At 60.3% G+C, this 23,512-nt stretch carries 23 protein-coding genes; 11 read left to right on the top strand and 12 right to left on the bottom strand.

Annotated elements, in window-relative coordinates; genetic code table 11:
* Positions 1 to 8: 8 nt before the first annotated feature.
* The 5 genes from aqpZ to JFU04_RS21565 form a co-directional block, all read right to left on the bottom strand.
* Positions 9 to 710, bottom strand: coding sequence for an aquaporin Z (gene aqpZ, locus JFU04_RS21585; RefSeq protein ID WP_065909644.1), 702 nt, complete (start codon positions 708 to 710; stop codon positions 9 to 11).
* Positions 711 to 985: 275 nt separating this feature from the next.
* Positions 986 to 2,818, bottom strand: a complete 1,833-nt coding sequence (locus JFU04_RS21580; RefSeq protein ID WP_065909647.1) for an ABC transporter ATP-binding protein — start codon at positions 2,816 to 2,818, stop codon at positions 986 to 988.
* An 82-nt stretch (positions 2,819 to 2,900) separates the two neighbouring features.
* The gene (locus tag JFU04_RS21575; protein WP_065909649.1) at positions 2,901 to 3,464 is read right to left on the bottom strand and encodes a peptidylprolyl isomerase; all 564 of its coding nucleotides are present in this window, start codon (positions 3,462 to 3,464) and stop codon (positions 2,901 to 2,903) included.
* Between the two features lie 3 nt (positions 3,465 to 3,467).
* A complete protein-coding gene (locus tag JFU04_RS21570) occupies positions 3,468 to 4,271 on the bottom strand; it encodes an alpha/beta fold hydrolase (protein WP_201145683.1) in 804 nt (267 codons plus the stop codon).
* Between the two features lie 14 nt (positions 4,272 to 4,285).
* Positions 4,286 to 5,209, bottom strand: coding sequence for a LysR family transcriptional regulator (locus JFU04_RS21565; protein ID WP_065909653.1), 924 nt, complete (start codon positions 5,207 to 5,209; stop codon positions 4,286 to 4,288).
* Between the two features lie 49 nt (positions 5,210 to 5,258).
* Between JFU04_RS21565 and JFU04_RS21560 the strand changes: the two genes are divergently transcribed.
* The 3 genes from JFU04_RS21560 to JFU04_RS21550 all read left to right on the top strand — a co-directional run bounded on the left by JFU04_RS21560 (position 5,259) and on the right by JFU04_RS21550 (position 7,393).
* Positions 5,259 to 5,573, top strand: coding sequence for a 3-phosphoglycerate kinase (locus JFU04_RS21560; protein WP_120449401.1), 315 nt, complete (start codon positions 5,259 to 5,261; stop codon positions 5,571 to 5,573).
* Positions 5,574 to 5,721: 148 nt separating this feature from the next.
* Positions 5,722 to 6,321: an FMN-dependent NADH-azoreductase gene (locus JFU04_RS21555; RefSeq protein WP_065909657.1), complete on the top strand. Its 600-nt coding sequence runs from the start codon at positions 5,722 to 5,724 to the stop codon at positions 6,319 to 6,321.
* A 202-nt stretch (positions 6,322 to 6,523) separates the two neighbouring features.
* A complete protein-coding gene (locus JFU04_RS21550; protein WP_201145682.1) occupies positions 6,524 to 7,393 on the top strand; it encodes a carboxylate/amino acid/amine transporter in 870 nt (289 codons plus the stop codon).
* On the opposite strand, the gene JFU04_RS21545 is transcribed toward JFU04_RS21550, so the two are convergent.
* On the bottom strand, positions 7,390 to 8,688 hold the full coding sequence (locus tag JFU04_RS21545) for a mechanosensitive ion channel family protein (RefSeq protein ID WP_106802997.1): 1,299 nt from the start codon (positions 8,686 to 8,688) through the stop codon (positions 7,390 to 7,392). The genes JFU04_RS21550 and JFU04_RS21545 overlap by 4 nt on opposite strands.
* A 193-nt stretch (positions 8,689 to 8,881) precedes the next feature.
* Here JFU04_RS21545 and JFU04_RS21540 point away from each other — a divergent pair, with 193 nt between their 5' ends.
* Positions 8,882 to 10,228 (top strand): DEAD/DEAH box helicase, encoded by a 1,347-nt coding sequence (locus tag JFU04_RS21540; protein ID WP_065909664.1) that lies wholly within the window; start codon positions 8,882 to 8,884, stop codon positions 10,226 to 10,228.
* A gap of 49 nt (positions 10,229 to 10,277) precedes the next feature.
* Here the strand turns inward: JFU04_RS21540 and JFU04_RS21535 are convergent, their stop codons facing one another.
* Positions 10,278 to 10,553, bottom strand: coding sequence for a hypothetical protein (locus JFU04_RS21535; RefSeq protein WP_065909667.1), 276 nt, complete (start codon positions 10,551 to 10,553; stop codon positions 10,278 to 10,280).
* A gap of 152 nt (positions 10,554 to 10,705) precedes the next feature.
* On the opposite strand from JFU04_RS21535, the gene JFU04_RS21530 reads away from it, so the two are divergent.
* Positions 10,706 to 11,095, top strand: a complete 390-nt coding sequence (locus tag JFU04_RS21530) for a hypothetical protein (protein ID WP_017134854.1) — start codon at positions 10,706 to 10,708, stop codon at positions 11,093 to 11,095.
* A 628-nt stretch (positions 11,096 to 11,723) separates the two neighbouring features.
* On the opposite strand, the gene JFU04_RS21525 is transcribed toward JFU04_RS21530, so the two are convergent.
* The 3 genes from JFU04_RS21525 to JFU04_RS21515 all read right to left on the bottom strand — a co-directional run bounded on the left by JFU04_RS21525 (position 11,724) and on the right by JFU04_RS21515 (position 13,766).
* Complete coding sequence (locus JFU04_RS21525; RefSeq protein WP_201145681.1) at positions 11,724 to 12,590, bottom strand: DUF6279 family lipoprotein; 867 nt, start codon at positions 12,588 to 12,590, stop codon at positions 11,724 to 11,726.
* Positions 12,591 to 12,656: 66 nt separating this feature from the next.
* A complete protein-coding gene (locus JFU04_RS21520; RefSeq protein WP_065909672.1) occupies positions 12,657 to 13,379 on the bottom strand; it encodes a TorF family putative porin in 723 nt (240 codons plus the stop codon).
* Between the two features lie 207 nt (positions 13,380 to 13,586).
* Entirely contained in the window at positions 13,587 to 13,766 is a 180-nt protein-coding gene (locus JFU04_RS21515; RefSeq protein WP_003193095.1) for a hypothetical protein, read from the bottom strand.
* Positions 13,767 to 14,088: 322 nt separating this feature from the next.
* Between JFU04_RS21515 and JFU04_RS21510 the strand changes: the two genes are divergently transcribed.
* From JFU04_RS21510 to JFU04_RS21500, 3 genes are all read left to right on the top strand, one after another.
* Positions 14,089 to 14,925, top strand: coding sequence for a CvfB family protein (locus JFU04_RS21510; RefSeq protein ID WP_034099624.1), 837 nt, complete (start codon positions 14,089 to 14,091; stop codon positions 14,923 to 14,925).
* Positions 14,926 to 15,038: 113 nt separating this feature from the next.
* The gene (locus JFU04_RS21505; protein WP_201145680.1) at positions 15,039 to 15,437 is read left to right on the top strand and encodes a DUF2177 family protein; all 399 of its coding nucleotides are present in this window, start codon (positions 15,039 to 15,041) and stop codon (positions 15,435 to 15,437) included.
* Positions 15,438 to 15,633: 196 nt separating this feature from the next.
* Positions 15,634 to 17,076 (top strand): NCS1 family nucleobase:cation symporter-1, encoded by a 1,443-nt coding sequence (locus tag JFU04_RS21500; protein WP_065909676.1) that lies wholly within the window; start codon positions 15,634 to 15,636, stop codon positions 17,074 to 17,076.
* On the opposite strand, the gene JFU04_RS21495 is transcribed toward JFU04_RS21500, so the two are convergent.
* A complete protein-coding gene (locus JFU04_RS21495; protein WP_120449391.1) occupies positions 16,988 to 18,196 on the bottom strand; it encodes an MFS transporter in 1,209 nt (402 codons plus the stop codon). The genes JFU04_RS21500 and JFU04_RS21495 overlap by 89 nt on opposite strands.
* Positions 18,197 to 18,299: 103 nt before the next feature.
* On the opposite strand from JFU04_RS21495, the gene ptrR reads away from it, so the two are divergent.
* From ptrR to JFU04_RS21485, 3 genes are all read left to right on the top strand, one after another.
* Positions 18,300 to 19,193 (top strand): putrescine utilization regulator PtrR, encoded by an 894-nt coding sequence (gene ptrR / locus JFU04_RS21490; protein ID WP_065909679.1) that lies wholly within the window; start codon positions 18,300 to 18,302, stop codon positions 19,191 to 19,193.
* 142 nt (positions 19,194 to 19,335) lie between these two features.
* Entirely contained in the window at positions 19,336 to 19,458 is a 123-nt protein-coding gene (locus JFU04_RS30435; RefSeq protein WP_003193089.1) for a PA1414 family protein, read from the top strand.
* A 502-nt stretch (positions 19,459 to 19,960) separates the two neighbouring features.
* Positions 19,961 to 22,060, top strand: coding sequence for an NAD(P)-dependent oxidoreductase (locus JFU04_RS21485; protein WP_201145679.1), 2,100 nt, complete (start codon positions 19,961 to 19,963; stop codon positions 22,058 to 22,060).
* A gap of 63 nt (positions 22,061 to 22,123) precedes the next feature.
* Here the strand turns inward: JFU04_RS21485 and JFU04_RS21480 are convergent, their stop codons facing one another.
* Positions 22,124 to 23,506, bottom strand: a complete 1,383-nt coding sequence (locus JFU04_RS21480; RefSeq protein WP_106803006.1) for a sodium:solute symporter — start codon at positions 23,504 to 23,506, stop codon at positions 22,124 to 22,126.
* Positions 23,507 to 23,512: the final 6 nt, after the last annotated feature.

The following is a 23,512-nucleotide window of genomic DNA, read 5'->3' as shown; positions in this document are numbered from 1 at the left end:
GGTTTGCCTTAAGCCGGCTCCTCCTTGCCCAGCCATCGATAGGCCACGCCGGCTATCGCCGCACCCAGCAATGGCGCGAGCCAGAACATCCACAACTGCTGGATCGCCCACCCGCCCACGATCAGCGCCGGGCCCGTACTGCGGGCCGGGTTGACCGAGGTGTTGGTCACGGGGATGGAGATCAGGTGGATCAAGGTCAAGGCCAGGCCAATGGCGATGGGCGCGAGGCCCTTGGGCGCGCGATGGTCGGTGGCGCCGAGGATGATCAGCAGGAACATGGCTGTCATCACCAGCTCACAGACAAACCCCGCTGCCATTGAATAGCCGCCCGGCGAATGCTCGCCATAGCCATTGGAGGCCAGGCCCGACGCGAGTTCAAACCCCGGTTTGCCGCTGGCAATGAAATACAGCAAGGCGGCGGCGAGTGTGCCGCCAATGACTTGAGCCACGATGTACGCCGGTAACTCCCTGGCCGGAAATCTTCCGCCCACGACCAGCCCCACCGAGACCGCCGGGTTGAGGTGACAACCACTGATGTGCCCGATGGCGACTGCCATGGTCAGCACCGTGAGCCCGAACGCCAGGGCCACCCCCAACAATCCGATCCCGACTGCAGGAAACGCTGCGGCCAACACCGCACTTCCGCAACCGCCCAACACCAGCCAAAACGTACCTAACCCCTCTGTGACTGAACGCTTGAACAAAGACATGCAACCCGTCCTTGATAGATCGCTCTACCCAATCCGTAAATCAGTGATGCTCCCTGCAGATTTACTTCAGCGCCCGTCTGGGCACTGCTCTGAAGTACAGCACGGATACGGCACAAATCCAGGCGCAAAAAAAAGCGCCAGCCCTTTGAAACAAAGGGCTGGCGCCGTTTTAACCTGGAGTCGGCTTGCCGGTGATGGCGCCCTCAAACACCTCGGTGATCTTTTGGGCCTCATCGCCGGCAAGCCGGCTACTACGGGGAGTTAACGGTGTTGTCTCAGTCGATGCCGACAAAACCGCCGGTCTGGTGCTGCCACAACCGCGCATACAAGCCGCCATGGGCCAGCAGTTCGGCATGGCTGCCACTTTCGGCAATCTGGCCTTTCTCCAGCACCACCAGGCGGTCCATGCGCGCGATGGTCGACAACCGGTGCGCAATCGCAATCACCGTCTTGCCCTGCATCAGGGTCTCCAGGCTTTCCTGGATCGCCGCTTCCACTTCCGAGTCGAGCGCTGAGGTGGCTTCGTCCATGATCAGAATCGGCGCATCCTTGAGCAACACGCGCGCAATCGCAATGCGCTGGCGTTGTCCGCCCGAGAGTTTGACCCCGCGCTCACCCACATGTGCATCCAGCCCGGTGCGGCCTTCGGAGTCGGACAGCAGCGGGATGAATTCATCAGCCCGCGCCTTGCGCACGGCGGCCCAGAGTTCTTCATCGGTGGCGTCCGGCTTGCCATACCGCAGGTTGTCGCGGATCGAGCGGTGCAGCAGCGAGGTGTCCTGGGTGATCATGCCGATCTGTTCGCGCAGGGTTTCCTGGGCCACCTCGGCGATGTCCTGGCCATCGATCAGGATGCGCCCGCCTTGCAGGTCGTACAGGCGCAGCAGCAGGTTGACCAGGGTCGATTTGCCCGCGCCGGAAGGGCCGATCAAGCCGATTTTCTCCCCGGCCTTGATGGTCAGGTTCAGGCCGCCAATGATCCCGCTCTTCTTGCCGTAGTGGAAATCCACCTGCTCGAAGCGCACTTCGCCGTGCGGCACGCTCAGGCGCGGGGCCTGGTCACGGTCGATTACGGCGAGCGGCTGGGCGATGGTCTTCAGGCCGTCCTGCACCATGCCGATGTTTTCGAAAATACCGTTGACCACCCACATGATCCAACCGGACATGTTGACGATCCGAATCACCAGGCCGGTGGCCAGGGCGATGGCGCCCACGGAGATCAGCGACTGGGTCCACAGCCACAGGGCCAGGCCGGTGGTGGTGACGATCAGCAGGCCGTTCATGGTGGTGATCACCACGTCCATGCTGGTGACTACGCGGCTGGCCAGCTGGGTTTTTTCGGTCTGCTCGATGATCGCTTCCTTGGCGTATTCCTGCTCGTATTGAGTGTGCGCGAACAGCTTCAAGGTGGTGATGTTGGTGTAGCCGTCGACGATGCGGCCCATCAACTTGGAGCGCGCCTCGGACGAGATCACCGAGCGTTCCTTCACCCGTGGCACGAAGTAGCGCAGCGCCAGGCTGTAGCCGATGATCCACGTCACCAGCGGGATCATCAGGCGCCAGTCGGCCTCGGCAAACAGCACCAGGGAGCTGATGGCGTAGATCGCCACGTGCCAGATCGCATCGACCGCCGCCACGGCGGAGTCGCGCAGGGAATTGCCGGTCTGCATGATGCGCTGGGCGATGCGCCCGGCGAAGTCGTTCTGGAAGAAATTCAGGCTCTGCTTGAGCACATAGCTATGGTTCTGCCAGCGAATCAGGCTGGTCATGCCCGGGCTGATGGTCTGGTGTACCAGCAGGTCATGCAGGGCGCCGAAGATCGGGCGCAGCAGCAGGGCGACCACGGCCATCCAGATCAGCTCGGTGCTGTGCAGCTGGAAGAAGTTCGCCGGCGGCGTGCCTTGGGCCAGGTCGATGATGCGGCTCAGGTAGCTGAACAGCGCGACTTCGATCAGCGCACCGATCAGGCCCACCACCAGCAATGCGGCAAAACTCGGCCACACCTGGCGCAGGTAGTAGAGGTAGAAGGGCAGGACTTTATCGGGAGGGGCGGCGCTGGGCGCGTCGCGGAAAATATCGATCAGCTTTTCAAAACGACGATAGAGCATTAGGTTGACGCCCGCCTGGCGGGCTCTCCTGTTCAAATGCGCGCGCCGCCTCGTGGGCCGCGCGCGGAACTACCTGCAGACCTCAGTCGATGCGCTTGGCCGACTTGATCAGGACAGGATCGATTGGCACGTTCTGCATGCCTTGTTTGGTGGTGGTCTGCGAGTTGACGATGATGTCGACCACGTCCATGCCCTTGACCACTTTGGCGAATACGGCGTAACCGGCATCGCGGCCTGGGTCGAGGAAGGCATTGTCGGCCACGTTGATGAAGAACTGGCTGGTGGCCGAGTTCGGGTCATTGGTACGCGCCATGGACAAGGTGCCACGCACGTTATGCAGGCCGTTGCTGGCTTCGTTCTTGATCGGTGCTTCGGTCGGCTTCTGCGACATCGACTGGGTAAAGCCGCCACCCTGGACCATGAAGCCCGGGATCACACGGTGGAAAATCGTGTTGGTGTAGAAGCCCTTGTCGACATAGGCCAGGAAGTTCTTGGTACTGATCGGCGCCTTGACCGGGTCCAGTTCGATTTCAATCTCGCCGTTGGTGGTGGTGATCAGCACGTGAGGCGCCTTGGCGGGCTCGGCGGCCATCAGGTTGGCAGCGAACAGAACGGAACCGGCAAAGAAGGCGATTTTTTTCAGCATGGGTCAGTGATCCTGGGTAGTGGTTTCGACTGTCTCTAGAAAATCGAGCAGGGTGGTATTAAAGACTTCGGGTTTATCCAAGGGCGTGGCATGGCGTGAATCTTCGATCACCACCAGCCGCGCATCGGGCAGCAGTTTTACATAGTTTTCTTTGTGCGCCACGGGGGTGTAGTCGTGGTCGGCGCTGATGACCAGGGTTGGACAGGTAATTCTCGAAAGTCGTTCCTGTACGCCCCAGCCCACAATCGCATCGAAGCTGGCGAGATAAGCACGTTTGTCGTTTTTTGCCCAGCGTTCGGCCATCTTGCGCCGCAGGTCGGCCTGTTCCGGCTTGGGGAACAACCGGTCGCCGAGGGCCTTGCCGATGGTCGCGAGGCTGAGCACCCGGGCGAGCGTCCAGCGCTTGGCCCACCACCCGTATTCCTGGAGACTGCGCACCTTGACCTCGGGCGCGCTGTTGACGATGCACAGGCTCTTGACCCGTGCGGGTTCGTCCACCGCAAGTTGAAACGCGATCATGCCACCCATGGACAGCCCCACCACGTGCGCGGCGGGCAGGTCCAGATGCTCGATGAGCGCGAGCAGGTCGTTGGTGAAGCCCTGGATGCTGTAGCGCTCGCGGGGTTTGTCCGATCGGCCGTGGCCACGTACATCCACCACGATCAGCCGATAGTGGCGGGCCAGCACCGGGACCTGCAGCTCCCAATCCTGGCTGCTGGAGCCCAGGCCGTGGATCAGGATCAGCGGGCTGCCGCGACCGTATTGCGCGTAGTGCAGGTTGCATCCTTCATGTTCGAACCAGGCCATGGGTGAACTCCGTTTCAGGCTTGCTGGGGGGCCGCGAACGGTGCGTCCAGCGGCGCAGTGTCAAAGGTGCGCAGCAGTTCCACGAGGATCTGCGTGGCCGGGCCCAAGGGTTTGTCTTTGTTCGAGTAGAGATAGAACGTCGGGTTGCGGCTCCCGCCCTTTTCCAGGGGCAGTTGCTTGAGCAGGCCTTCCTTGAGCTCGCGCTCGATCAGGTGGCGGGGCAACCAGGCAAAGCCCAGGCCGCTGCTGACGAACGTGGCGGCGGTGGCCAGGCTGCCGACGGTCCAGCGCTGTTCGGCGCCGAGCCAACCTACATCCCGCGGTTGCTGGCGGCCGGAATCGCGGATCACCACCTGCATCTGGCTTTCGAGGTCCTGGAAGCTCAGTTCGCGGTTGAGCCGATGCAGGGGGTGATCGGGGTGAGCCACGGCGATGAATTCCACGTCGCTCATTTCCGTGCCCAGGTAACCCGGGATGATGAACCCACTGATGGCCAGGTCGGCCATGCCATCGAGCAACAGTTCTTCAACGCCCGACAGCACCTCTTCGCGCAGTCGCACGCGGCAACCGCGACTCTGCGGCATAAAGGCGGTGAGGGCACGCACCAGGCGCGCGTTGGGGTAGGCAGCGTCCACCACCAGGCGGACCTCGGCCTCCCAGCCCTGTTCCATATGATGGGCGAGGTCTTCCAATTGGCTGGCGTTTTTCACCAGTTGCCGGGAGCGGCGCAACAGCACTTCTCCGGCGTCGGTGAGCACCGCCTTGCGCCCATCGATGCGCAGCAAGGGCACGCCGAGTTGGTCTTGCATGCGGGCCACGGTATAGCTCACCGAGGACTGCGAACGGTGCAGCGCTTCAGCCGCCTGGGCGAAGCCGCCGTGGTCGACCACGGCTTGCAGCGTGCGCCATTGATCGAGGGTAACGCGGGGCGCTTTCAAGATGGGCTCCTCTTGTCCTAAGCTGACAGTCCTTATTGGAGACTGCCGAATGAGAAAATTCTGTTGCGTGTTGCTGGCACTGCTGCCGATGACCGCGTTTGCCTACCCCATCGACGTGACTAAAAAGATCAGTGGGGTACAAATCGATTACACCGCTTCCGATGTGGACGGCGACATCAGCTCGATCCAGCTCAATAACTACGGCACCCAGGATGCCGTGTGTTCGGTAACCTTCACCAACGGTCCGGAGTCCCCACGTCGCCGTACGGTGACGGTGCCCGCCGGCAAAAGCACCAACACCACGGTCAAGTTCAACCGCGCCATTATCAAGATGCGAATCGCCTTGGACTGTGCGCCGAAATAAAGCAGCAGAGCAGGTCGACAGGAACACTGCACATATAAACAAATTTATAGATGGGTTATAGCAGTTTTTTGCGCTTTTTAATCGAATGAGCCCTGGTTAACCTTTTCTCCATCGCCTTACAGCATTTACAGATGGAGCCTACGAAGCCATGTCCAATGTTCTGATCATCGAAAGCAGCGCTCGCCAGCAGGATTCGATTTCCCGCCAACTGACCCGCCAGTTCATCAGCCAATGGCAGGCCGCCCATCCGGCAGACCAGATCACCGTGCGCGACGTGGCCCTTAACCCGGTTCCGCACCTGGACGCCAACCTGCTCGGCGGCTGGATGAAGCCTGCCGAGCAGCGCAACGACGATGAGCAGGTGTCGCTCGACCGCTCCGATGAATTGACCCACGAATTACTCGCCGCCGATGTGCTGGTGATGGCTGCGCCGATGTACAACTTCGCCATCCCAAGCACCCTCAAGGCCTGGCTGGACCACGTGTTGCGCGCCGGTGTGACCTTCAAGTACACCGCTACCGGCCCGCAGGGTTTGCTCACCGGCAAGCGCGCGATAGTGTTGACCGCTCGCGGCGGCATCCACACCGGCGCCAGCTCCGATCACCAGGAACCGTACCTGCGCCAGGTCATGGCGTTTATCGGGATTCACGACGTGACCTTCATCCACGCCGAAGGAGTGAACCTGAGCGGGGACTTCCAGGAAAAGGGCATCAACCACGCCAAGGCCTTGTTGGCACAGGTGGCCTGATCCGTTAATCGCCAGATAATCGCGCGGTGTTTATCTAGTGCCACGCAAACCCTTCAAGTACGCGTAACGAACCTCCCTTTGCACTTTTGCTCCTGAGTGCTCCTGCCCGACTGACGCTTTAGCGAGGTCGGGTTTTTTTTGCCTCGAGTTTCGTCAAGCGCCGAAAACCTTTAATGTCCCGCCCATTCGAAACGAGGCGCGCATGGGCTATCTACTGGTTGTCACCCTGATTCAGGCTTTTTCCTTCAGCTTGATCGGCGAATACCTCGCCGGTCACGTCGACAGCTACTTCGCGGTGCTGGTGCGCGTGGTGCTGGCCGGGCTGGTGTTTATCCCACTGACCCGCTGGCGCTCGGTGGAGCCGGCCTTCATGCGCGGCATGCTGCTGATCGGCGCCTTGCAGTTTGGCGTGACCTACGTGTGCCTGTACCTGAGCTTTCGCGTGCTGACGGTGCCGGAGGTGCTGCTGTTCACCATCCTTACGCCGCTGCATGTGACCCTGATCGAAGACGCCCTCAACCGCCGCTTCAATCCCTGGGCGCTGATCGCCGCGCTGGTGGCGGTAGCGGGCGCGGCGGTGATTCGTTTCGACCAGATCACGCCGCACTTCCTCATGGGTTTTTTGCTGCTGCAATTGGCCAACTTCACCTACGCCGCCGGGCAGGTGATGTACAAGCACCTGGTGGCGCGTTATCCGAGCGATCTGCCGCACTACCGACGTTTCGGTTATTTCTACGTGGGGGCGCTGCTGGTAGTGCTGCCGGCATTCCTGCTGTTCGGCAAAGCCGACTTCCTCCCCGACGCGCCGCTGCAGTGGGGCGTGCTGGTGTTCCTCGGGTTGGTCAGCACTGCGCTGGGCATGTACTGGTGGAACAAGGGCGCCTGCCTGGTGCAGGGCGGCACCCTGGCGGTGATGAACAACCTCCATGTGCCGGTGGGCCTGCTGCTGAATTTGCTGATCTGGAACCAGCATGAGCCGCTGGGACGGCTGGCGTTGGGCGGGCTGGTGATCGTGGGGGCGGTGTGGATCAGTCGGTTGGGCGTAAAGCCGCCCAACCGCTCCGTGGTTTAAATCGCGCGACTTTCCGGGGCCGGCAAATGGCTGGCCCCCAGCACCGCCGGCAACATCCCCGCGCGCAAATCACTGCCACTCGGCTGTTGATACAGGCTCAAGCCAAACTCCGGCAGCACGGCCAGCAGGTAATCGAAGATATCCCCCTGGATCCGCTCGTAATCCGCCCACGCGGTGGTGCGGGTAAAGCAGTAGATCTCCAGCGGCACGCCCTGGGCGGTGGTCTGCATCTGGCGAACCATGCAGGTCATGTTCGGCTGGATGTCCGGGTGGCTTTTCAGATAGGCCAGGGCGTAGGCGCGAAAGGTGCCGAGGTTGGTCATGCGGCGGCGGTTGGCCGACAGTTGCGCGCTGTTGCCCTGGGCTTCGTTCCAGGCCTTGAGTTCAGCTTGCTTGCGCCCGATGTAGTCGGTGAGCAGGTGCACCTGGGTCATGCGCAGTTCTTCATCGTCACGCAGGAAGCGCACGCCGCTGGCGTCGATAAACAAGCTGCGCTTGATCCGCCGCCCGCCGGAAGCCTGCATGCCGCGCCAGTTCTTGAACGACTCGGACATCAGGCGCCAGGTGGGAATCGAGACGATGGTCTTGTCGAAGTTCTGCACCTTGACCGTGTGCAGGGTGATGTCCACCACGTCACCGTCGGCGCCGACCTGAGGCATTTCGATCCAGTCGCCGACGCGCAGCATGTCGTTGCTGGTCAGTTGCACGCTGGCGACGAACGACAGCAGCGTGTCCTTGTACACCAACAGGATCACCGCCGACATCGCACCCAGGCCCGACAGCAGCAACAGCGGCGAGCGGTCGATCAGGGTGGCGACGATGATGATTGCGCCGAACACGAACAGCACCATTTTCGCCAGTTGCACGTAGCCCTTGATCGAGCGGGTGCGGGCGTGTTCGGTGCGCGCGTAGATGTCCAGCAGTGCACTGAGCAGCGCGCTGATCGCCAGCACCATGAACAGGATGGTCAGCGCCAGGGCCACGTTGCCGATGAACAGGATGGCGGTCTTGCTCAGGTCCGGCACCAGGTACAGGCCGAACTGGATCACCAGCGACGGCGTCATCTGCGCCAGGCGGTGAAAGACTTTGTTGTGCCGCAGGTCGTTGAGCCAGTGCAGCGCCGGCTGCCGGCCGAGCAATTTGACGGCGTGGAGGATGAGGTAGCGCGCCACCCGTCCGAGCAGCAGCGCCACTACCAGCAACACCAGCAAGCCCAGGCTGGCGTGCAGCAGCGGGTGTTGATCGAGGGCGCCCCAGAGGTCCTGGGCGTTGAGCCAGAGCTGTTTGATATCCATGGGTGAAACCGATTCTTCTGTAAGACAAGACGAGGCGATTAGAGCATTTAAGTGCAACAAAGTTGATGTTCCGGACAAATGCCCTGACAAAAAAGCAGCTGATTAGCACCGTTCGCGTAAAGACACTCGGTTTGGACGCCCGAAACCGGTACCCTATGCAGCTGATTTTTTGTATTTCTTCGAGGTAGCACCCGTGTTTTCCCAATTCGCCCTGCACGAACGCCTGCTCAAAGCCGTGGCCGAGCTTAAATTTGTCGAGCCTACGCCTGTGCAAGCAGCGGCCATCCCGCTCGCGCTCGAAGGGCGTGACCTGCGGGTGACGGCTCAAACCGGGAGTGGCAAGACCGCCGCTTTCGTCCTGCCGATTCTTCACCGTCTGATCGGCCCGGCCAAAGTCCGCGTCAGCATCAAGACCCTGATCCTGCTGCCAACCCGCGAGCTGGCCCAGCAGACCTTGAAGGAAGTGGAACGCTTCTCGCAGTTCACCTTCATCAAGTCCGGCCTGATCACCGGTGGCGAAGACTTCAAGGTCCAGGCCGCCATGCTGCGCAAGGTGCCGGACATCTTGATCGGCACCCCGGGCCGCATGATCGAGCAACTGAATGCCGGCAATCTCGACCTCAAGGAAGTCGAAGTGCTGGTACTCGACGAAGCCGACCGCATGCTCGACATGGGCTTTGCCGACGACGTGCAGCGTCTGGTCGGCGAATGCGTCAACCGCCAGCAGACCATGCTGTTTTCCGCCACCACCGGCGGTTCGACCCTGCGCGACATGGTCGCCAAGGTCCTGAACAATCCTGAGCATCTGCAAGTCAACAACGTCAGTGACCTGAACGCGACCACGCGCCAGCAGATCGTCACCGCCGACCACAATGTGCACAAAGAGCAGATTCTCAACTGGCTGCTGGCCAACGAGACCTACCAGAAAGCCATTGTGTTCACCAACACCCGTGCAGCGGCCGACCGTATCTACGGTCGCCTGGTGGCCCAGGATTACAAAGCATTCGTGCTGCACGGCGAAAAAGACCAGAAAGACCGCAAGCTGGCCATCGACCGCCTGAAGGCCGGTGGCGTGAAGATCCTGGTGGCCACCGATGTCGCCGCTCGCGGCCTGGACGTGGACGGCCTGGATATGGTCATCAACTTCGACATGCCCCGCAGCGGCGACGAGTACGTGCACCGTATTGGCCGTACCGGGCGTGCCGGCAACGATGGCCTGGCGATCTCGCTGATCTGCCACGGCGACTGGAACCTGATGTCGAGCATCGAGCGCTACCTCAAGCAGTCGTTCGAGCGCCGTACCATCAAGGAAGTCAAAGGCACCTACACCGGGCCGAAGAAGGTCAAGGCGTCGGGCAAGGCCGTGGGCGTGAAGAAGAAAAAGACCGACGCCAAGGGCGACAAGAAAAAGGCCGGTGCCAAGTCGCCGACCAAGCGCAAGATTGCCAACCGCCCGAAGACCGACAACCTGTCGTTGGTCAGCAAGGACGGCATGGCACCCCTTAAGCGCCGCAAGCCAGAAGCACCGGCTGCTGAGTGATTCAGGGCTGATATGAAAAAACCGGACAATGTCCGGTTTTTTTATGCCTTCAGTTTTTCGCCTTGGCGGCGGCTTCCTTCAATTCTTTCAAGCGGGCGTCGATCAGCTGGCACTTGTCGGGGAACTCCGCGCTTTCCGTGTCCAGGTTCATTTTTTGCAATTCATCATTCATTTCCTTGGCCTTGGTGGGGTTCTGCTCGGTGAGCTTGGCCACTTCCTGGGCGAGTTGCTCGCGCTTGGCGGTGGCCTCTTCGGGCGTGCAGGCCCAGGCGGGCAGGGCGGTCAGGAGCGTGGCGGCGATGGCCAGGTTCATCAGGGTTTTCATGGGGGACCTCCTTGGCGTTATGCTCAGTTGAGGGGGCGAACGTCTGGAAAGTTCAGAGAAATCACGTCCGTCCGGTCGGCTGAACGGCGAGTGGCGTGGCGTGTCACACCTTTAGACGGGCTACTTTCCTTAGGCCTGCAGGAGGAATCAGGATGACGACTTACAACTGGGATTTGATCGAACGTCTGCTGCATGAAGTGCAGAACGGCGAAGGCAGCTTTGCCCCGCGCAAATATGCCGAGCAGGAAGCCGCCGAGAAGGCCACGGCGGGCGAATCCACGGGCAATCTGGATGCGCTGAAAAAGACCGCTGCCGATTACGAAGCGCTGCTGTTCAAGCGAGGGTTTATTGAGTCGCGGCCTGAGGAGGAGGGCGGCAATGGTGAGAATTTCATCCTGACCGCGCTCGGCGCGCAACTGCTGGCGCTGATCGACAGCTCGATACCTGGCAATGATCACCCGCGCCAGGTGCTCGATGAGCAAGCGGATGCGCTGGACCCGGCAACGTTTGCCGAGGTGGCTTCGAAGGCCCAGATTGCCTGAGCGGCCAACGTGCGGATTTGTCCTCGAAAGAGGTGTGTCAGTCAACGAATATGCTGGCTGATCCACCGCCTTCGCGGGCAAGCCCGCTCCCACATTTTTGATCGCGGTGAAGCCGGGGATCTGGCGGCGTGGCTGGAATAGTCGGACCTTGCACCGCAGGCGTAGACAACGCCTCTCTCCCTGTGGGAGCGGGCTTGCCCGCGAATACGGTGTGTCAGTCAACGAAGATGCTGGCTGATCCACCGCCTTCGCGAGCAAGCCCGCTCCCACATTTTTGATCGCGGTGAAGCCGGGGATCTGGCGGCGTGGCTGGAATAGTCGGGCCTTGCATCGCAGGCATGGACAACGCCTCTCTCCCTGTGGGAGCGGGCTTGCTCGCGAATACGGTGTGTCAGTCAACGAAGATGCTGGCTGATCCACCGCCTTCGCGGGCAAGCCCGCTCCCACATTTTTGATCGCGGTGAAGCCTGGGGTTTGGTGGCGTGGCTGGAATAGTCGGACCTTGCACCGCAGGCGTGGATCACGCCTCTCTCCCTGTGGGAGCGGGCTTGCCCGCGAATACGGTGTGTCAGTCAACGAAGATGCTGGCTGATCCACGGCCTTCGCGAGCAAACCCGCTGCCACATTTCTAGTTCGCAGCACCCTTCAGGCATTTGAGTGCCTTGAAGTCACTGCGCACGCCGTCGATTTTTTGCGTCAGTTTCAGTCGCTGCTGCACGGTGCTCTCAGCCATCAAGTCGACGATCAAACTGCGCGCAGCCGCTTCGGTCTGGGCATAGGCCGCGCGGTATTGCGGGGTCCACAGGCTTTCGCGATCTACCAGCAGTTGCTGCATTTTCTGCGGGAAGTCGGGGCTCTGGCGCTGCTTCACCGCTTCGATAAATTGCGCCTGCCAATGCGCGCGGTTGCCGATCCATTCCTGGTTTTGTTCACCCAGGGCGATGGACCAGGCGGTCACGCGATTCTGCTGGCTGGCACTCAGCGGGCCCATCCAGGCGTCCAGGCGCTTGCTCATGCGTTGGGCGCGTTCCTTGATCTGCTGCTCAAGCGGCGGCTTGAGGTACTCGTCCTGACGCTTGCGCAGGTCTTTGGCCAGCGCATCGTTCATGTCCTTGACCTGTTGGTCGTCCAGCCCCTTGAGCAGTTCGATGGCCGACGGGGTAATCTCGCGGGCGACATCGGCAATGGCCTGTTTGGCTTCGGCGGTACGCGTCTGTAAAGCAGCGTCGGTGACCTGGTTGGTGTCGACCATCTGCTGCAGGCGGTCCAGCCAATCCAGGTAGCCCGGCAGTTGCGTGGTGCAGTGCCAGGCCAGGTGTTCCTTGAGTTTGTCGTTGAACCAGCTCTTCTGCCCGGCATTCATGTCCAGGTAGTCGTTGAGGGTCCACGGGATGATGACGTCGAGGTTGCGATAGGCCAGGCCCACGCGATTGCAGCCGGCGAGCACCAGGCTCAGGGTCAGCAATATCACCAGTAGTTTGAGCCGACGCAGCATGGGCGGGTCCTTGCGCTGAGGGGGTTAGTGCATGTGAACCCGCGGCAGGCGCGACAGTTCAGCCCGTCAATAAAACGACCGCGCGGCCTTCAAGGTCAACAGGCCGTCGCATTGCGAGTTGTGTCCGGAGTACGCCGAGCAGTCGCCGCCGCTGAGGCTGGAGTCGCTGTAGATCAGGTTCAGGTCCACGCCCATCCACTGGCGGGAGAACTGCACCGACCAGTCGCTGAACGTGCTGATGGAGCCGCCCTCCACCGAGACCGGGGTGCCCAACTGATGGGTGGTGTATTTCATGCTCACACCGATGCCGAACGGCTGCGTGCCGCCGAGGTCGGCGAACAGCGTGCTGTCCTGGCGGTCCGGATCATTGCTGAACGACGCACCGAAGCGGTTGCCCAGCAGGTTCAGGCCACCGTAGAACTCCTGGCTGTCGAGAGGGCTGAGCTTGGGATAGCTGTAATGGATCAGGCCCACTTCATAACCCAGGGTCTGGTCGAAGGGGTGTTTGAAGCCCATGTACGAGTCGACCTCAAGATTGCTGGTCGAGGACAGTCCCATGTTCGGCGAAAACTGGCCGACATACAGTCCGCTGTCGTGGCTCAGGTCCAGCCCGCCGTGGAACGAGTCGCTGCCGGGAGAAGTCGGCTTGACCAGGCCCTGTGCCATGCTGCGGGTAGGTGTGGTGCCCAATTTGAGGTCGAAGTCGCCCAGTTCGCGCTGGAAGATCTGCGCTTCGGCGAGGGGGCTGGCGGCCAGGGCTGCGACCAGGAAAATGCAGGGTTTGAACATGCTTCACTCCGTGAAAAGCGAGGAGCAGTGACGAAGAAAGTCGGGGAGATGCCCGTGCTAGACGTGTGCAAGCATACCGGCGAATGCCAGGAGCTGAGCCCCGTTCGTCGATTGGCGCGAGATAGAGTGTGTTTAAGAGGGAATTTGCGGCTCTAGTCCTAGCGCCTTGATGGCAAGGCGCTTAGGGACCAGGTGTGTTGCGCGGTGTTACTTTTTACCCAGGCTGATCTGCTTGGACGGGCCGAAAGTCTGGCCGCTGACGCCCTTGGCAATTTGCTGGATTTCGCCACCGGACTTGAGGAAAGCAGCAATCTGGCTGTTGATCGATTCGCTGGTTTCAACGGCGGGAGCTGGCTTTGCTTTGCTGTTGGATGCTTTTACGCGCATGGCGGCCACTAACCTGTAGAAAATTAACTTGGCCAGGCATCGTACAGGAAATACTTGACAATTGCTTGGCAAATATCCCCCGGGAATAAGTCGTGAGGCGGGAAATGCGCAAACTTGGTTTTTGAATTAACCCCCTAACTTACTGTTTTAACTGGAAACCAGTGGGCTGTGAGGCGTGACGGGCGCGCCGAAATTCAGCCGAATGATCGGACGAGCGGGGCGGTGCCAGTAGAACGCCACGCACGTCGCGATTTTTCAGGCGCGCGCGCGTGGCGAGCGCAACTCGGGTAGAATGCCGCCCACGCAATGAGGGTATTTGGAAATGGCTTTAGTCGGGCGCTACAACAGCTTGCAAGTGGTTAAACACACGAACTTCGGTTTGTACCTGGACGGTGCGCAAGACGGTGAAATCCTCTTGCCTAATCGGTACATCCCCAAAGATATTCCCAGTGAAGATGAAGACTGGCTTAATGTTTTCATTTATCTGGACAGCGATGACAAACTTATCGCCACGACCGAAAAACCCAAAGTTCAAGTTGGCGAGTTTGCCAGTTTGAAAGTTGTTGAAGTCAACAGTATCGGCGTGTTCCTCGACTGGGGCTTGCCCAAGGATCTGTTGCTGCCGTATTCGGAAGAAAAACGCCAGTTGAGCGCCGGTGAATACTGCGTGGTGCATGTTTATCTCGACAAGCACACCAAGCGCATTACCGCCACCGCGCGGCTTGATCGCTACCTCGACAAGACGCCTGCCAACTACCAGGTGGGCCAGGAAGTCGACCTGCTGGTCGCAGAAGCCACCGACATGGGCTTCAAGGCGATCATCAACAACAAGCATTGGGGCTTGATCCACAAGAACGAAGTGTTCAAGTTCCTGCGCCCTGGCAAGGAAGAGAAAGGCTTTATCAAAGAGATCCGCGCCGATGGCAACATCAGCCTGAGCCTGCAGCCGGTCGGCCAGGAAGCGGCGTCCAGCCTCAACTCCAAGATCCTCGCCAAGTTGCGTGAAAACAATGGCACCCTGCCGGTCAGCGACAAGAGCGACCCGGCGGTGATCAGCAACTTGTTCGGCGTGAGCAAGGGCAACTTCAAGAAAGCCATCGGTGCGCTCTACAAGCAGGGCCAGATCGTGATTCATGCGGATCGCATTGAACTAAGCTGAGTGCAATTTGCTCTCCTGTAGGCGCCGGCTTGCCGGCGATGAGGCCAGTGGCCTTTAAGGTGTTTCCTCACACGCCGTCGCTGGCCAGCCAGCGCCTACAGAAGGTCACTGCAATGTCCAAACGATCGCTGTTCGCCTACCTCGGCACGTTGTTCGCGTTTCTCGTCCTTGACGGTCTTTGGCTCGGCGTCCTGATGGGCCCGACCTACAAATCCTTGCTGGGCCCGCTGATGCTTGATCAGCCGCGCCTGTTGCCCGCGGTGCTGTTTTACCTCCTTTATGCCCTCGGTTGTGTCGTCTTCGTGGTCTTGCCCAGCGCCAGCTGGCAACGCGCCGCGCGCCTTGGCGCCTTGCTTGGGCTGGTCGCCTACGGCACCTATGACCTGAGCAATTGGGCCACGCTGCACGGCTGGTCGGCCGCTCTTGCGATCATGGACATGGCGTGGGGCACCTTCCTGACGGCGGCCTGCTGCACCGTGGGATACCTGTGTGCACATCGAGTGCACCAATGATTGTGTACAGGATTTACGTGCACCGTTACTGAGCGAAACCCAGTCGCTAAACGCTGATAAACCCCTTTGGAACGCCGTCACACAGGGATTGTGTGCCATTGGCATGTATTCTGCTGAATGCCTCGTATACAAACAATGCCGCCTTCCGTATGCACCCGCTACGGTAGCGCAGGCAGGTATTTCGAGGAGCCCAGCGATGACCGAACACTTGCCCAAAGGCTACAGCCCGCGCCTGTACAACCAGGACCTGGGGCCGCTGCCGCAGAAGTGGACCTGGTACAACATTTTTGCCTTCTGGATGAGTGACGTGCACAGCGTCGGCGGCTACGTGTTCGCCGCCAGCCTGTTCGCGTTGGGGCTGGCCAGTTGGCAGGTCTTGATTGCCTTGCTCGCCGGCATCTGCATCGTGCAATTGATCGCCAACCTGGTGGCCAAGCCGAGCCAGCAAGCGGCAGTGCCTTATCCGGTGATCTGCCGGCTGGCCTTTGGCGTATTCGGAGCGAATATTCCCGCGGTGATTCGCGGCCTGATCGCCGTGGCCTGGTACGGGATTCAGACGTACCTGGCGTCGAGTGCCTTGATCATCGTGGTGCTGCGCTTTTTCCCACAGATGGCGGTGTATGCAGAGCCGCATTTCGCAGGCTTGTCGTACTTGGGCTGGTTTGGTTTCCTCAGCCTGTGGGTGCTGCAGGCAGCGGTCTTCTGGGCCGGCATGGAGTCGATTCGCCGCTTCATCGACTGGGCCGGTCCGGTGGTCTACGCGGTGATGTTTGCCTTGGCTGGATGGATTGTGTGGAAGGCCGGCTGGGCGAATATCAGCTTCACCCTGGCAGAAAAGTCGCTGTCGGGCTGGCAGGCGTTTGGTCAGGTGATCGTGGCGACGGCGCTGGTGGTGTCGTACTTTTCCGGGCCGACCCTGAATTTTGGCGACTTCAGTCGTTACTGCCGCAGCATGCGCGACGTGCGGCGCGGCAACTTCTGGGGGCTGCCGGTGAATTTCCTGGCGTTTTCCCTGGTCACCGTGGTGATCGTCTCGGGCACTTTGCCGGTGTTTGGTGAAATGCTCCATGACCCGATCGCGACGGTTTCGCGCATCGATAACAGCATGGCGGTGTTGCTGGGCGCCTTTGCCTTTGTCACGGCGACCATCGGCATCAATATCGTCGCCAACTTCGTCTCCCCGGCGTTTGACTTCGCCAACGTCGCACCGAGCAAAATCAGCTGGCGCGCCGGCGGGATGATCGCGGCTGTGGCATCGATCTTCATCACCCCCTGGAACCTGTTCAACAACCCGCTGATGATTCACTACACCCTGGACATCCTCGCAGCCTTCATCGGGCCGTTGTTCGGGATTCTGTTGGTGGATTTCTACCTGATCAAAAAGCAGAAGATCGATGTCGATGCGCTGTTCGATGACAGCCCAGGCGGGCGCTATTACTTCGACGGCGGCGTGAATTGGACGGCGGTCAAGGCGCTGGTGCCGGCGACGCTGGTGGGCGTCGCGATCACCTTCACCCCGGCGTTGCAGGGCATGGCCAATTTTGCCTGGTTTACCGGATGCTTCCTGGGTGGGCTGTTTTTCCTGGTGTTGTCGCGGCGCGAACAGGTGCGAGTGCCTGCGCCGATGGTTGCCGGCTGACCAACACCCCGCCCGCTACCAGCAGGCCCGCACCGGCGACTACCAGCGCCGGTTGCAGGCCGCCGCTGAGTTGGCTGCTGACCGACGCCAGCAATGGCCCGCTCAGCTGGCCGATCGCAAAGCTCGCGGTCAACAGCCCGGTGCTGCGCTGGTAGCCGTGGGGGGCGACTTCGCGCAAGCGCGCCATCACCAACTGCATGCACGCCAGGAACGGCCCTCCGCACAGCAGCACGCCCAGCGCCAACCCCCAGCCATTGCCCAGCAGGCAGGCGAACACCCCGGCCGCTTGCAACCACAGGGTCGCCATCAACCAGCGACGGGTGGTGTGCGGGTCCTTGCGGCGCAGGCTCGCGGCCACCACGCCAATCGCCGCGGCCAGGCCAAAGCAGGGCCAGAACAGGTCGGCCTGCCAGGCGCCCTTGAATTGCGCGCTGGCCATCTGTGACAGAAACGTCGCCGGAATGATGTAGCCCAGGCCGTACAGCACGTAGATCCAGCACAGGTGCGTGATGCTGCCATTACTGGCCACCTCGGTATGGCTGGAAACGGGCGCGCTGGCGGCGGAAGGCTTGGGCAAGAATGGCAGGATGGCCAGCAGCATCACCAATGCCACCCCGCCATACACCAGCCACAGCGTTGCGGAGTTTTGGCCCAGCAGGTTCGAGCCCAGCGCCAGCAACCCGGTCAGCAGAATCCCCAGCCCCGGCCCGGCAAACACCAGGGCCCCGAGGCGTGGGCGGCCGGCGGCAATCGCCAACGGCTGGCTCAGGCTGGTGATCATCACCAGCGCCCAGGCGCTTGCCACACCCGTGCCGAAACGCAGCAGCAGGTGCGGCCAGAACCCGTGGGCCCAGTACGACGCCAGCGTCAGCAGCACACACAGCCACAGCCCGCCGTACAAGCGACCGCGTACGTGGTGATGGCTGCGCGCGAAGATCGAATCCACCGCGCCGACAAAGTAGCCCAGGTAATTCGCGGCAGCGATCAGTCCGGCGCCGGTCAAGTCGATCTGCCCCTCGCTGAGCAGATGCGGCATTTGCGGGGTGAGGGCGAAGCGGCCGATGCCCATCGCCATCATCAAGGCGACAAAGCTGGCAAGTAAGCGGATCAAAGGGGACATGGTCAGGTTTCCTGCGGGTCAGCGAATACCCTCAGGCTAAAGCGGATTGACTTTCTGTAAAAATGAATAATAGTGAGTAACTTGTTCAGTTTTGGAGAAAGGTATGGAGTTCAGTCAATTACGCATCTTCCAGGCCGTGGCGGAAGAGGGCTCCATCACGCGGGCGGCTGACCGGTTGCACCGGGTGCCGTCAAACCTGTCTACGCGCCTCAAGCAAATGGAGGAGCAGCTCGGCGTAGAGCTGTTCGTGCGCGAGCGCCAGCGTTTGCAGCTTTCTCCTGCAGGTAAGGTGTTGTTGGACTACAGCACGCGTCTGCTGGCTTTGCACGACGAAGCCCACGGCGCCGTGCAAGGCGGGCAACCGGCGGGTGATTTTGTACTCGGCAGCATGTACAGCACGGCTGCCGTGCATTTGCCGAAGCTGCTCGCGCGTTATCACAAGGCTTACCCGATGGTGAACCTGCAGGTGCAATCGGCGCCCAGTGGCGAGTTGCTTGAAGGTCTGATTACCGGTCGCCTGGATGCTGCATTTGTGGACGGCCCGATCACGATCGCCACGCTGGACGGCGTGGCCTTGTGTGAAGAGCGCCTGGTGCTGATTTGCGAAGCCGACCATCCGCCAGTGCGCGGGCCGCAGGACGTCGCCGGCCGCGCAGTGTTCACCTTCCGACGCAGTTGCGCCTACCGGGCGCGGTTGGAAACCTGGTTTTCCCACGAGCGTGTGGCCATGGGCCGGGCGATTGAGATCGAATCCTATCAAGGCATGCTCGCGTGCGTGATCGCAGGCTCCGGCGTGGCGCTGATGTCTGAATCCATGCTCGACAGCCTGCCGGGCAAGGACAGCGTGTCCGTTCATCCGCTGACAGGGCCTTTCGCCACTGCTACCACTTGGCTGATGTGGCGAAAGGGTATGCTCGGCGCTAACCTCAATGCGTGGATCGACCTGCAGCAAGAGGGCAAGGCCGAGTTCCTGCCGGACACGCGCGCAATCGCTTGAACGATCTGTCAGGATTTTGATCAATCCAGTAATAGTTCGTTGTGGTTTCGTTCAAGCAATACGTAGGACTTCGGGCTACTATCAGTGTAGGAAAGGGCGACAGAACTTGCGCCTACCAGCATTACCCTCAAAGGGGGCAACCATGAAAGAGAAAATCCAGAACTGGCTCCACGACCTCGGTGTTGCACTGGGCTTGATCGAGCCGCCACTGCAGCCGGTGCCGATCCGCACCGACGATGAGCAGCGTCGTCCACGTCGCAGGTAATCTCCGGTCGCAACAGGATTAAAAGTGGGAGCGGGCTTGCTCGCGAATACAGTGTGTCAGTTAAGGTTAATATTGACTGACCCACCGTATTCGCGAGCAAGCCCGCTCCCACAGTTGTTTGTGTTAGGCGCAGACTACGGTCGTGATATCTGACGCCGCATCTGCCCAACAATGCGCACTAAGGCCAGTCGCACCGCCCTCCGCTTGAGCCACTATCGCCTCAGGCTTGCATAACCGCACCTCCCCTCATCACACATCCGCCCAAATGACCTGAGCATTTGTACGGATGACAACGCCTGGTTCCAGGAAACGCCTGCTGGGTCGCTCCACGATCATTCGGGTAAGTAGTCCAAGCGCATGCATGTCAATCAGGCTTTTGACGTTTAAGTGTCGGAATAAGGCTACTTGTTCATCGGAATCGGCTGGCTTATTCAATTCAAAAGATGAGCGTAGGTTGCGTTATGTGAGGCATTAGTCAGTCAGAATTGTTGGAGACAACGCTATGAGGCCCTCTTCCATTCCGCCAGTCGCCACGTCACTCATCGCCATCACCGGAAATATTCTCCATATCGCACCGGTATCGAGAGCCTGGAAGGCCCATGCACCCAGCAACGTAGTGTTCCTCCCCCCGACATTGACCAAACAGGACCTGCTGATACAGATCGGCCTCCTCAGCCCAGTGGCGATTGTTGTCGGGGATCAAGCGATCGATGCCGACGTCATTGCCCAATGGCGCATCTCTCATCCATTTGGCGACCTCCATTTGCTCCGCAGAGGTACGAGCCTGGATAAGGTGCGACTGGATCTTTGCGGCTCCAACGACATTCGCGTGATCAATACGCCAGGGGTTAACGCGCCGCATGTCGCTGCCTATATTGCGCGCTGGCTGACCATGGCCGACGGCTCCCTGCCTCGTGACATCTGCGTACTGGGATACGGCAATGTGGGTAGAGAGCTGGTCGAGTTGTTGCTTGATCGAGATCCGGATGTTCGGATCAAGGTATTGGATCGACACGGACGAGCACCGGACACTTCCGGCAATGCTTGTTCCGACACCAGAGTGTCCTTTGGCGTGGACTGGTATGAAGCGCTGGAGGGGAGCCGTGCTGTGGCGATATGTGTGCCCCTGAACGATGAGTCGATGCATCGTATTGATTGCGCCCTCATTCAATGTCTGCACAGGCAAGCTCGCCTTGTGTGTGTCGCCAAGCCGGATGTCTTCAGTGATGACGCTTTGCAGGCCCTGGCAACGGCTGACGACATCCAACTGGTCCTGGACTACGGGTTTGAGACGTTGGATGCCTTTCGAGTGCGCGCACAGGTGCTCGGTTGCACTGTCTCCAAATGGCGCAAACCGGCGACGCTGACTACCCAGGCGGCAACTACCGAAGCCTGCCATTGCGATCTTGACTATGCCGTCTCGATTCAACTCAGCTTGACCGCCTTGCGCGGCCTTGTCAGGCGCAAACTTGCCCACTCGTTAATGATCCCCACGCAGCGGGCAGAAGCCGACGCGCCGCGCGTGTCGATTATCGGCAGGGGCATCAATGGTCTGTTTCAGGCCGTGATGTTCCGCTTGGCCAATTATCAGGTGTCAGTCTACGGAGGAAATCAGCAAAGCGATGGGGCCAGTCATAAGCAGGTGAATATGCGCCATCTGTCAGCCACGGAGACGACTGCAAAGCCGCTAGGTAACGATTATCTGACACCTGGAAATCAGTATTTGACGGTTGAGTGCAATCGCGCGGGCATTGAGCTGTTTGAAAAGCTCCTGGTCGATAACCCTTCGCTGGCACGATTCGCACGGTCGCGGCTGGTGCGAGCCTACATTGACGACGCCAGTGAAGTAGAAGTCGCGATCCGCGAGCAACGCGATATCGAAAAAAGGCCTTGGCCGAGTGGCAAGCCGGGATGTGAGCTTGCAGAGATCACTCCACTGCAATTCCAGACAAGTTATGGCGTCCCTGGGATTGGTCGGGCTCTTGAGGTATCGGGCTACGATCTGGAATTTGTACAGCTAAGGGATGAGATAGTGGCGCTATTGGCGCGCTCTGGGGTTCAGTTCCTACCCCGGCATCTAAGCTCGATCCAAATTGCTGACTTAAGCAGGGAACACTTCGTCGTCACTGCAATGGGAGTCGAGCAAGAAGAAGTCATTGCGATCATTGGCTGGTTTTTTAAGATGAGCGCTGTTGGTAATGAAGCTGTCGGACTTCGCGGACTCAAGCTGCAGTACGATCTGCCCATTGGCGTAATGAATTGCCGCTTGGACGGGGACTTCATTCTTGTCTCCGGCGGGCAGGTTCCGCCCGATTCCACGCCCGAGTACAAGGCGCAGATACTGGCGGCATGTCAGGCCGCCGTTTCTCGTCACTTTCCAAAGTCCTATCGCAGGGCGATCGAAAATGGTGACTTGCAAATTATTGAATGTGCGAGGCCCGGGACTGCGGATGGGCTATCAATCGTTTATTGCGCCGCCTACAACCTAATTGCGGCCGGAGGGACTTATGCCGGGGGAACGACACAGGGATTGGTCTGGGCCTCTCTGGTCCAGGAAATCATCCTGACAAAAGCGCCTGTCGTTTCGGCAATGTATCAATAAAAAAACGGGCGCGACATCCGACGTCGCGCCCGCTGAAGAAACCGCTCTAAATCCCGCTCTATCTCAAACCGCGCTGGCCGTCACACCCGCTGGCCGGCGCGACAACAAACTCACCAGCACAAAACTCACCAGCCCTACTGCCAGGCTGTAGTAGATCGGTGTGTTGGCATCCAAGCCATCCTTGATCATGAACACCAGCGCTGTCACAAAGCCCAGGGTCATGGACGTAATCGCCCCCGAGGTGGTCGCGCGTTTCCAGAAGATCGCCCCGATCAGCGGGATCAGCATGCCGCCCACCAACAGGTTGTAGGCCAGGGTCAGGGCGCTGATCACGTCGCTCACCACCAGCGCGATACCCAGCACGGCAATGCCGGTCAGCATCGTGAAGAGGCGGTTGATGCTCAGGCTCGACTGTTTGCCACCGCGCAGGCGCGGCAGGAGGTCTTCGGTCAGCACGGTAGAGGCGGCCAGCAGGCCGGCACTGGCAGTGGACATCATCGCTGCCAGTGCAGCGGCGATCACCAGGCCACGAATGCCGTCCGGCAGCGACATTTTGACGATGGCCGCAAAGGCGTTGTTGACGTTGTCCAGGTCCGGAATCAGCACATGGGCGGCCATGCCGATCAGTGCACAGGCCAGGCCGTAGAGGATGCAGTAGAAGCCGGCGAACGTACCTGCGTACTTGGCGACCTTTTCGTCACGGGCGGTGAATACTCGTTGCCAGATGTCCTGGCCGATCAGGATGCCGAAGAAGTAGATCATGAAGTAGGTAATGATCGTGTCCCAGCCGATCGCGGTGAAGCTGAAGCTGGATGCCGGCAGCTTGGCCACCAGTTCATCCCAGCCGCCCACGCGGTAGAGGCAGATCGGCAGCAGGATAAACATCAGGCCGACGGTCTTGATCACGAATTGCACGATGTCGGTCAGGGTCAGCGACCACATGCCGCCGATGGTCGAGTACACCACCACCACGCCACCACCAAGCAGCACCGAGATCCAGAACGGCAGGCCGAACAGCACCTGCAGCACCGTGCCGATAGCCAGGATCGAGGTCACGCCGATCATCAGCGCATAGGCCAGCATGATCACCGCACTCGCTTGGCGGGCCATAGGGTTGTAGCGTTTTTCCAGCACCTGGGTCACGGTGAAGATCTTCAGCTTCAGCAGTGGCTTGGCCAGGAACAGGTTCAGCGCAATGATGCCCATGCCCAGCGCGGCACACAGCCAGAAGCCGGAGATGCCGTGCACGTAACCCAGGCGCACGGTGCCGACGGTGGACGCCCCGCCCAACACTGTGGCGGCCATGGTGCCCATGTACAGCGACGGGCCCAGGTTGCGGCCAGCCACCAGGTAGTCTTCGTGGGTCTTGGCGCGGCGCATGCCGTAATAGCCGAGCACGAGCATGCCGGCGGCGTAGATGAGTACGACGAATAAATCCAAAGCCATGACGGC

The sequence above is a fragment of the Pseudomonas sp. TH21 genome (assembly GCF_016651025.1).
In the GTDB taxonomy this organism is placed as follows: domain Bacteria; phylum Pseudomonadota; class Gammaproteobacteria; order Pseudomonadales; family Pseudomonadaceae; genus Aquipseudomonas; species Aquipseudomonas aylmerensis.
This window is presented reverse-complemented; position numbering and strand designations above follow the sequence as displayed.